6 protein-coding genes, 1 tRNA gene and 2 pseudogenes are annotated in these 8,483 nt (G+C 41.3%); 4 read left to right on the top strand and 5 right to left on the bottom strand.

Features of this window, described 5'->3' with window-relative positions; translation table 11 throughout:
- The 4 genes and pseudogenes from Q0296_RS05485 to Q0296_RS05470 form a co-directional block, all read left to right on the top strand.
- Nucleotides 1-325 (top strand): annotated as a pseudogene (locus Q0296_RS05485) (hypothetical protein); the annotation flags it as partial.
- 341 nt (nucleotides 326-666) lie between these two features.
- The gene (locus Q0296_RS05480; protein ID WP_298037701.1) at nucleotides 667-1,767 is read left to right on the top strand and encodes a PepSY domain-containing protein; all 1,101 of its coding nucleotides are present in this window, start codon (nucleotides 667-669) and stop codon (nucleotides 1,765-1,767) included.
- Nucleotides 1,748-3,862 (top strand): annotated as a pseudogene (locus tag Q0296_RS05475) (TonB-dependent siderophore receptor). The gene Q0296_RS05480 and the pseudogene Q0296_RS05475 overlap by 20 nt, the downstream one beginning before the upstream one ends.
- Nucleotides 3,863-3,957: 95 nt before the next feature.
- On the top strand, nucleotides 3,958-4,470 hold the full coding sequence (locus Q0296_RS05470; RefSeq protein ID WP_298037696.1) for a chemotaxis protein: 513 nt from the start codon (nucleotides 3,958-3,960) through the stop codon (nucleotides 4,468-4,470).
- Here Q0296_RS05470 and Q0296_RS05465 read toward each other — a convergent pair.
- The 5 genes from Q0296_RS05465 to Q0296_RS05445 form a co-directional block, all read right to left on the bottom strand.
- Nucleotides 4,467-6,041: a Na+/H+ antiporter gene (locus Q0296_RS05465; protein WP_298037691.1), complete on the bottom strand. Its 1,575-nt coding sequence runs from the start codon at nucleotides 6,039-6,041 to the stop codon at nucleotides 4,467-4,469. The two genes, Q0296_RS05470 and Q0296_RS05465, sit on opposite strands and share 4 nt — an antisense overlap.
- Before the next feature lie 9 nt (nucleotides 6,042-6,050).
- Complete coding sequence (locus Q0296_RS05460; RefSeq protein ID WP_298037689.1) at nucleotides 6,051-6,644, bottom strand: NAD(P)H-binding protein; 594 nt, start codon at nucleotides 6,642-6,644, stop codon at nucleotides 6,051-6,053.
- A 47-nt stretch (nucleotides 6,645-6,691) separates the two neighbouring features.
- Nucleotides 6,692-6,779 (bottom strand) — tRNA-Ser (locus Q0296_RS05455).
- Between the two features lie 43 nt (nucleotides 6,780-6,822).
- The gene (locus Q0296_RS05450; protein ID WP_298037683.1) at nucleotides 6,823-7,305 is read right to left on the bottom strand and encodes a GNAT family N-acetyltransferase; all 483 of its coding nucleotides are present in this window, start codon (nucleotides 7,303-7,305) and stop codon (nucleotides 6,823-6,825) included.
- A 2-nt stretch (nucleotides 7,306-7,307) separates the two neighbouring features.
- Nucleotides 7,308-8,111: a M48 family metallopeptidase gene (locus Q0296_RS05445; RefSeq protein ID WP_298037680.1), complete on the bottom strand. Its 804-nt coding sequence runs from the start codon at nucleotides 8,109-8,111 to the stop codon at nucleotides 7,308-7,310.
- Nucleotides 8,112-8,483 lie beyond the last annotated feature (372 nt).

Here is an 8,483-nt window from a genome sequence, read left to right as displayed (position 1 = left end):
CATGAAAAACAACTGCACTTTTTTAGAAAAATTATTAGATGGGGCTGAGGTTGAGTGGAAGCCTTTGAATAAAATCGTTACTACAATAACAGCACCAGTTAAATTAAAAAGAGAAATGTATTGTTCTACAGGCTCTACTCCAATAATAGATCAAGGAGAAAAATTTATTGCTGGTTATACTGACGAAAATTTTGAAGCCATTCCTTCAAATGAATATATTATTTTTGGGGATCATTCAGAACATATTAAATATGTTAATTTTTCTTTTATACAAAGCATATATTTTTACCTTTCTAAAAGAGAAATTTCTTTAGAAAATGCCTAAATATCGTGATTTAATTTAGTATTACGCAGAATTTCTTTTTTATTAACTAAAAATTTCATTAAAATTTATATTTAAATAATAACATTTCATCGTCCCAAACGGACCCTCCTTTTTGTAGCGGTTAAGACTTTGCTTCCCCCTTTTCTGGCTTTTCCGCTTACACAAAGAGGAGTTTTCTATCTTTTAAAATCAAATTTCTTACCCTTCTAAACTCAAATTTCACAAACGTCACTTTCTTTTTAAAATTATATTTTGATAATGGTTTTAAAAATTATAAAAGCAAAAACCTTGTAAAATTGCGAGCTGTTATCAAGACTAACTTTTAAAAGGTGGCTAAAGAGTTGAAATTTTTAAATTTAAAGCTTTTTTACAAGGTGCATGCATATTTATCGCTTCTCTTTTTTATCCCACTTGTTGTAGTTTGCTTTAGCGGTGCGATCCTCGTTTATAAAGACGAACTAAACAGCCTTTTTATCCCAAATATCGTAAATGTAAATTTAAACAAAGAAAATTTAAACAAAAGGATTAGCTTTGATGAGCTAAGAGATATCATCGCAAGCAAGTTTGGCGGCTACGAGATGGTTGGTGTAAATATTGATGCAAACCCTAAAAAGTGTGACAAAATTTGGCTAATCGAGCATAATGACAGCAAAAAAGAGTGGAAATTTATCTATTTTGATGCTTTTAGCGGCAAGATAAAGAGTGAGCCACTTGCGCACGATGAGGGATTTTTCGGGGTTTTAGCGCATATCCATGAGGAGCTTCTTCTTGGAAAAAGTGGCAATATCATCCTCTTTTTAACAGCTATTTTTACATTTTTTATCTGCATTAGCGGCTTTGTGATCTACCGTAAATTTTGGCTAACCCTGCTTAGACTACGCATAAATGGGCTAAATGTTTTCATGAGCGACATCCACAAGATAATAGGAATTTTTTGCACGCCAGTTTTACTGCTCATTTGCATAAGCGGCGCTTGGTGGGAATTTAGGATGGCACGCATGCCAGAGTTTAAAAATGACTTCGTAATAGACGCAAAAATTTATAACAAAAGTTTATCCCTTGATGAGTTGGTGGCTAGATCGAGAAAGGACATAAAAGGCTTTGAGCCACACTTCATATCGTTGCCTTTCATGCAAGGAGCAAACATCCGTATCTTTGGCTATGTGATATGGCAAAGCTTTTTGCATAACGAATACTCAAGCGTTATCACCTACGACAAAGAAAGCGGCAAGCTAGTTAGTGTCCTAGACATAAAAAATGCAAATTTAAGCGAGAAAATCCTCTCGACCTTTAGAAGATCGCACTTTGGAAACTACAACCAAACTACAAAATTTATCTGGTTTATAGTGGGCATCTCGCCGTTAGTTTTGAGCATCTCAGGACTTTATTTGTGGATTAAAAGAAATTTTAAAAGGAGAAAAAATGAAAAAATTTTTAATTAGTTTGGTTGCATTAAATTTGATGCAACCTCAAATTTACGCTAGTGAAAATGACAAGGTTTTAGAAGCGGTCGATGTTGTGGAGAGTGAGCGAAGAGACGATGCAAACTACTTTGCAAAAGAGCTTGTAAAGAGTACAACTAGGTTAAATTTAACCTCTCGCCAAACGCCCCAGTCGCTAACTGTGCTAACAGAGGCCAGGCTAAAAGATCAAGGCATCAAGGACTATTAAGTGCTTCTTAGAAATGTCCCTGGCGTTACGCTAAATAAATGGGATGAGCGCGTATATCCGACGGCTCGTGGCTTTGCGATAGATTATTACTTGCTTGATTCGATGCCTAGCTTTGGTGGCTTTAGTCTTGGTGCAAATGATATGAGCTTGCTGCCTTATGAGAGAGTTGAGGTGGTAAAAGGGGCAAATGGCCTACTTGCAGGCGCTGGTAACCCAGCTGCAAGCTTAAATTTCATAAGAAAAAGGGCAGACTCAAAGGAGCTAAAAGGAAATTTTGGTGTAAGTGCTGGCTCATACGATAGATATGGCGTAAATGGCGATGTGCAAACGCCTGTAAATGAGAGTGGAAGCGTCAGAGCGAGGCTTTCATTTATGCATGAGAAGTCGCACTCTTATATGGATTATTACAACCGAAAAAATAGCGCGATTTACGGCGTAGTCGATAGTGACATAGGCGATAACTCATGGCTTAGTCTTGGTGCGTTTTATCAAGAGCTAAAACGCCACGGCGGTAGGTGGGGCGGCATGCCAGCTTTTTACACAGATGGCTCTAGGACAAATTTTAGTAAAAATGAAATTTTCTCTCAGCCTTGGACTAGGTGGGACATAAAGACGCTTGATTTTTACGCTGATTTTAAGCACTACTTTGAAAATGAAGCGAGCTTAAATTTAAGCTACTCATTTAGACGGGCAAACACTGACTCAAATCTACTCTACTACGGCGGAGCGGTAAATTTAGACGGTACTGGCAATATGAATGATCTTAGCATTTATGCAAACAAAAGAGAGGAGAACATCCACAACGTAGATGCATACGCAAATATCCCTTACGAGATAGCAAATTTATCTCATGAGTTTGTCTTTGGCGCGATGTATAACAACTATAAAAAAAGTAGCGATAAGGTAAGTAGCTACTGGCTGCAAAAGACCACGCCAGCAGGACTTGCTTACACAGCTAGAAGCAGGATTGATTTTAAAAATTTACACCTTGATGATCCAAAGCTACCTTACGAAGATCAAAACAATAAAGACAAAACGATACAAAAGGCATTTTACGCGGCAAATAAACTATCAATCACCGATGAGCTTAAATTTTTGCTAGGTGCCAGGGTGAGCTACTACAAATACGAGATCGAGGGTGGTAAAGGCAATAGAAATTTCACAAATGAGATCACACCATATCTTGGCGTCACTTACGACATCGGAGCAAACCACACTCTATATGCTAGCTACACGAGCATATTTAAACCTCAAACCGCAAAAGATGCAAATGACAAATATCTTGATCCTATCCAAGGCAAGGACTATGAAGTGGGCATCAAAGGCGAGTATCTTGACGGGGCGCTTCAAGCAAGTCTTGGTGTCTTTAAGATCGTGCAAGACAAGCTTGGCATAAACACTGGCAAGAAAAATCCAGCGACAAATGCCGACATATATGAAGCTGGCAAGGGCGTGACAAGTAAGGGTGTCGAGCTAGATCTAAACGGCGAGATCACTAAAAACTTAAGCCTAAGCTTTGGTGCAACGCACTTTAACGCAAAAGATGCCAAAGGTGAGAAGTATGCCACCGACTCATCAAGAAGCACGGCAAATTTATTTGCAAAGTATGAATTTAGGGACTTTAGAGTAGGGGCTGGAGCTATGTATAAGAGTAAAATTTACACTGGCAAGGGCGCAAGTGAGATCACGCAAAAGGGCTACACCTTGGCAAATTTGATGTTTGGATATAAATTTGCTAAAAACTTTGATGTGCAGCTAAATATCGACAATCTCTTTAATAAAAAATACTACGAGGGCATCGGCAAAAACAGGATGGTTTATGGCGATCCACGCACCTTTAATCTCAGCTTCAACTATAAGTTTTAGCTAAATTTACTCTAATGCGCCAGCTAAATTTCTAGTTGGCGCCATTCATTTTTTGCATAGTAGGTGTATAATTTCAAAAAACTAAGGAATTTGCATTGCTAAAAGTGGAAGTGATATATAAATTTTGTATCGTCTGTGTTCTTGCCTGTGGGATCTGCCTGCTTGCATTTACTGGGCTAAATTTCGCCATGGGCGAGTATAATGAGTGGATGATGAGCGCGCACAAATTTGCAGGAGCTTTGATCGTTTGTGCTGTGATCTTGCACCTTTTTAACCGCAGAAGAAAGCTAGTAAAGCTCATAAATGAGATGATCGATGTCACCACGCACCGCAAAAATCCAACGATCTGCAACATGGACCGCATCATCGCCTCGCTTGAGCCTTACAGCATCAGTGAAATTTCACGCATGCTTGGCTTTGACGAGGCCCTGTTTTGCAAGAGTTTGCGCGAAAATGATGTTAAATTTAATAGTCCCAGCCAGACTTTGCGTCAGATCGCACGCATGAACGATGAGAAGATATTTTTCGTGCTCGTTCTCATCGTCGAGGCCAAATTTGGCAAGAGATTTTGCGGTGCGGTAAGTTGCAATGTCGGAAGAAAATTTTAGTGCTCGCTATGCGGCTGCCACCTCTGCTCCTCAAGGTCGATGTGATATAAAAACGTCCTAATGACCTCTTCGTCGATCTTTGGGTCTTTGTTTAGCTCACAAAGCGCCTTTCGCTGCTCATTTAGGATCTCAAAATAGGTCTGCCTGACCTCGTCGCTGATCTCGAAATTTTCATTTGAAAGCTCGAAATTCCAAACTTCTTTGAGTTTCTGAAACAAGAAATTCTCCTCATTGCAAAATTTCTCGCTTTGAAATTTAAGCGAAGCCTCTGCGATCGCCTTTTTTATCTTGATCCTTGCAAGCTCATTTGGCATATGGTCGTTAAAGTCTGGAAATTTCACACTTTTGATGAGCAGTGGCAAGCTTAAGCCCTGAACTACAAGCGTTAGCAAGATCACAACAAAGGTGATAAACAAGATGAGGTCTCTATGCGGAAACGGCTCGTCTCCAGCCATAGCGGGGATAGAAAGTGCTGCAGCCAGCGAGACTACGCCCCTCATACCTGCCCAACCGACGATAAAAGGTGTCGCTTTGCCTGGGTTGCGATCGTCCGCCACGCTGATATAGCGCTTCATAAACATCGTGATATAAACGGCGCCATAAGATGCCATGAGGCGGATGATGATGAGCACGGCAGTGACCAAAACGCCGTAAGAGACCGCCTCAAATAGCGAGACGCCGCTACGCTTTAGCCCTGCTAAAATTTCAGGCAGGTCAAGGCCGATCATGGTAAATGCAAGGCCGTTTAGTAAGAAAATAAAGTTGTTCCAAACTGGCACTGCGTGGATCCTTGTTGAAGCGGTAAAAATTTCATTTCTTTTAGTCGAGAGATAAAGTCCGCCACAAACCACTGCTAAAACGCCGCTAGCGCCAAGCTCCTCAGCCAAGATATACATGATATAAGGCGTCGTGATCGTCATTATCGTGTCGCTGTTTTCATCAGTCGGTAAATTTTTATGTAAAAAATATGCCGCAAGCGCCACCACAAGACCCGCTAAAACGCCACCAGCCACCATCCATAAAAAGGTCGTTGCAGCCTTGTACCAGACAAACTGCCCAGTCGTGACCGCAACTGCGGCGAAGCGAAAGATGATGAGCGAGGAGGCGTCATTTAAAAGGCTCTCACCCTCCAAAATAGCGCTGATCCTGCGCGGGGCTTTGACAAATTTAAGGATAGCTGCCGTGCTCACCGCGTCTGGTGGCGAGACGATAGCTCCTAGCATGAAGCCTAGGGCGAGCGAGAAGCCAGGGATCACTAAATTTGCTATCAAAGCAACTGCTGCTGCGCTTATGAAAACCACGATAAAGGCGAAACTACCGATCGTACGGCGCCATTTATAGAGCTCTTTTAGCGAGTTTGCCCACGCAGCCTCGTAAAGAAGTGGCGGTAAAAATATGATGAAAATAAGCTCGGGATCGATCTTGATACTTGGTAAATTTGGCACGAAGTTAATGGCAAGCCCGCCAAGGACTAATAACACTGGATAGGCGATTTTTAGGCGGTTTGAGACCATCACTAAAGCGATGATGATAGCTAGCAGTGCAAAAACTAGCAGTAAATGTTCGATCATTTTTGTCCTTTAAATTTCTTTTTTATTAATGCCTAGGCTATCTTTTACGCCAAAGCCGTCTATCAGACATCTTTTTACTAAATTTGCGATAGATCTTCTTGAAATTTGAGCATTTTCGTTTTTAAATTTCTCGCCTTTGCTCCAGCTCGTGACCTCATAGTCTATCTCGTTAGCGCCACTAAACCACTGCGGGCGTATCAGCGTGTAGTCAAGGCCCGAGTTTTCTATGATCTTGGCTGAGTTTATGTAAGAGCTTGGAGCACGCCTACCACTAGGCACTTCGCCCTCATAAATGCCATAAGACATTATCCAAACTAGCCTCTTTACTCCAGCTTCTTTCATGGCGCCAACTAGCGAGCTAGCCATAGCTTCAAGCGATCCTGCAAGCCCAGCATAGACGCTATCCGTGCCATTTAAAGCCTCTTTTAGCTTAGCTTTATCTAGGACGTCGCCTTGCATTAGCAAGACTCTGTCACTTTTAAATTTTTCTAGTTTTTTAACATCTCTAGCATAAAGGAGTAAATTTACGCTCTCAACACTTAAAAGCCCGTCTATAACGTAGCTACCAAGGCTCCCGCTTGCGCCTAAAAGTAAAATTTTCATATCTACCCTTAATGTTGCTAGGTAAAATTTAGCAGATAAACTTAAAATGGCGGGTAGAGAGAGATTCGAACTCTCGGTGAGTTGCCCCACACACGCGTTCCAGGCGTGCTCCTTAAACCGCTCGGACATCTACCCAAGAAGAAGGTGATTATATCTTCATTTGCCTAATGCTTGGCTTTTAGAGCTTTAGTCCCAAGATAACGACATCTTTGTACTCGCCATCCATCAGGCAAACGCCGGGCAGTTCGCCCCATTTTTCAAAGCCAAATTTCAAAAATAGTTCAAGGCTTGCTTCGTTTTTGCTAAAGATTAGCGCGATGATATTTTTTAAATTTAGCTCTCTAGCTTCATTTAGGCTGTGGGCTAAAAGCTGCTTGCCGATACCCTTTTTAAGGGCTTTTTTAGCGACATAGATGCTTATTTCTACGCTTATATTGTAAGCGATCTTGGGATTAAAGTCACTTAGTGAGCAGTAGCCTAAAATTTCATCATTTTCTTTGTAGATAAAGATAGGACGCGAGCTGCCGTGGGCGTTAAACCAAGGCTCTCGCTCCTTTGTGCTAACTGGGCGCATATCCGCAGTCGCACTTCTTTCTAAAATGTAGTCGTTATAAATTTGCGTGATCGCAGGAAGATCGCTTGGCTTTGCCCGTAAGATCAAGCCTAGCCCCTTTTTGCCACCTGATAGACTGGCTCTAGCTTTGCTGCGATCTCTTTTAGATCTTTGATCCTACTCTCGTTTGATGGGTGAGTGCTTAAAATTTCAGGCACTTTGCCACCGCTCATCTTGCTCATCTTAACCCAAACTTCGACCGCCTCTTTTGGATCGTACCCAGCTCTTGCCATTAGCTCAGTGCCGATGTGATCGGCTTCGGTCTCATGTGAACGAGAAAATGGCTTCATGATTGCATATTCGCTAGCTTTATTTAAAGCATTTACTGCAAAATCACCAAGACCAGTAATAGCTGCTAGTAAAACAATACCGATATTTTTTGCCTGATCTGCACTAGCTTGCTCCCTGCTGTGCTCCCTAAGTGCGTGGGCGATCTCGTGACCCATGATCGCTGCTAGCTGAGCGTCTGTCAAATTTAGTCTCTTGATGATACCGCTGTAAACTACGATCCTGCCACCTGGCATACACCAAGCATTTAGTGTATCTTCGTTGATGACGTTTACTTGCCACTTCCATTTTAGGGCGTCTTCTCTAAATACGGTAGTTTGAACGATCAGCCTTTTTGCGATATCCTGAACTCTTTTTGTGAGGATCGGATCGACATTTAGCTCGCCTTTGTTTCTGGCGGCTGTTAAAGTTTTTACATAAGCTTGGGCCGAGCTTTGCTCCATTACTTCGGAAGGTATTGCCATAAACTGACCACGATCAGCACCCACGGCGCCTGACTTTGTGACGCTCGTGCAGCCAGTGATAAGCAAACTAGCCGTTAATAATGTAAGTAAAATCTTTTTCATTTTTATCCTTTTTGGATTAAAATTTGGCGTATTATAGCCTGAGTTGGATATGCATTGTTAAACGAAGGGTGAAATTTAATTTTTGCGATTTCAAAAATAGAAATTTACTATTTTGCAAATTTTAAACTTTCATTCACCACTAAGAATTAACTACTAAAATTACTCGAAATTTATCTGAATATAAACCGCATGCGGCACGATAGTGCCATTGCATGCACTTTGAACGTGCGAGGGGATTGGGGGATTTAAAAAGGGGGATAAGGGGACGGCTTCGTAATTCAAGTCCCCTTGTCTCCCTTTTGATAAATTTACATCTCAAAGTAAATTTTAAAATTCCATTCACTCGCAAGAATTGACTACTAAAAATTGGCT

The organism is uncultured Campylobacter sp. (assembly GCF_937890585.1).
Taxonomy (GTDB): Bacteria; Campylobacterota; Campylobacteria; order Campylobacterales; family Campylobacteraceae; genus Campylobacter_A.
The sequence above is the reverse complement of the archived record's forward strand: the minus strand, read 5'-3'. Positions and strand labels throughout refer to the sequence as shown.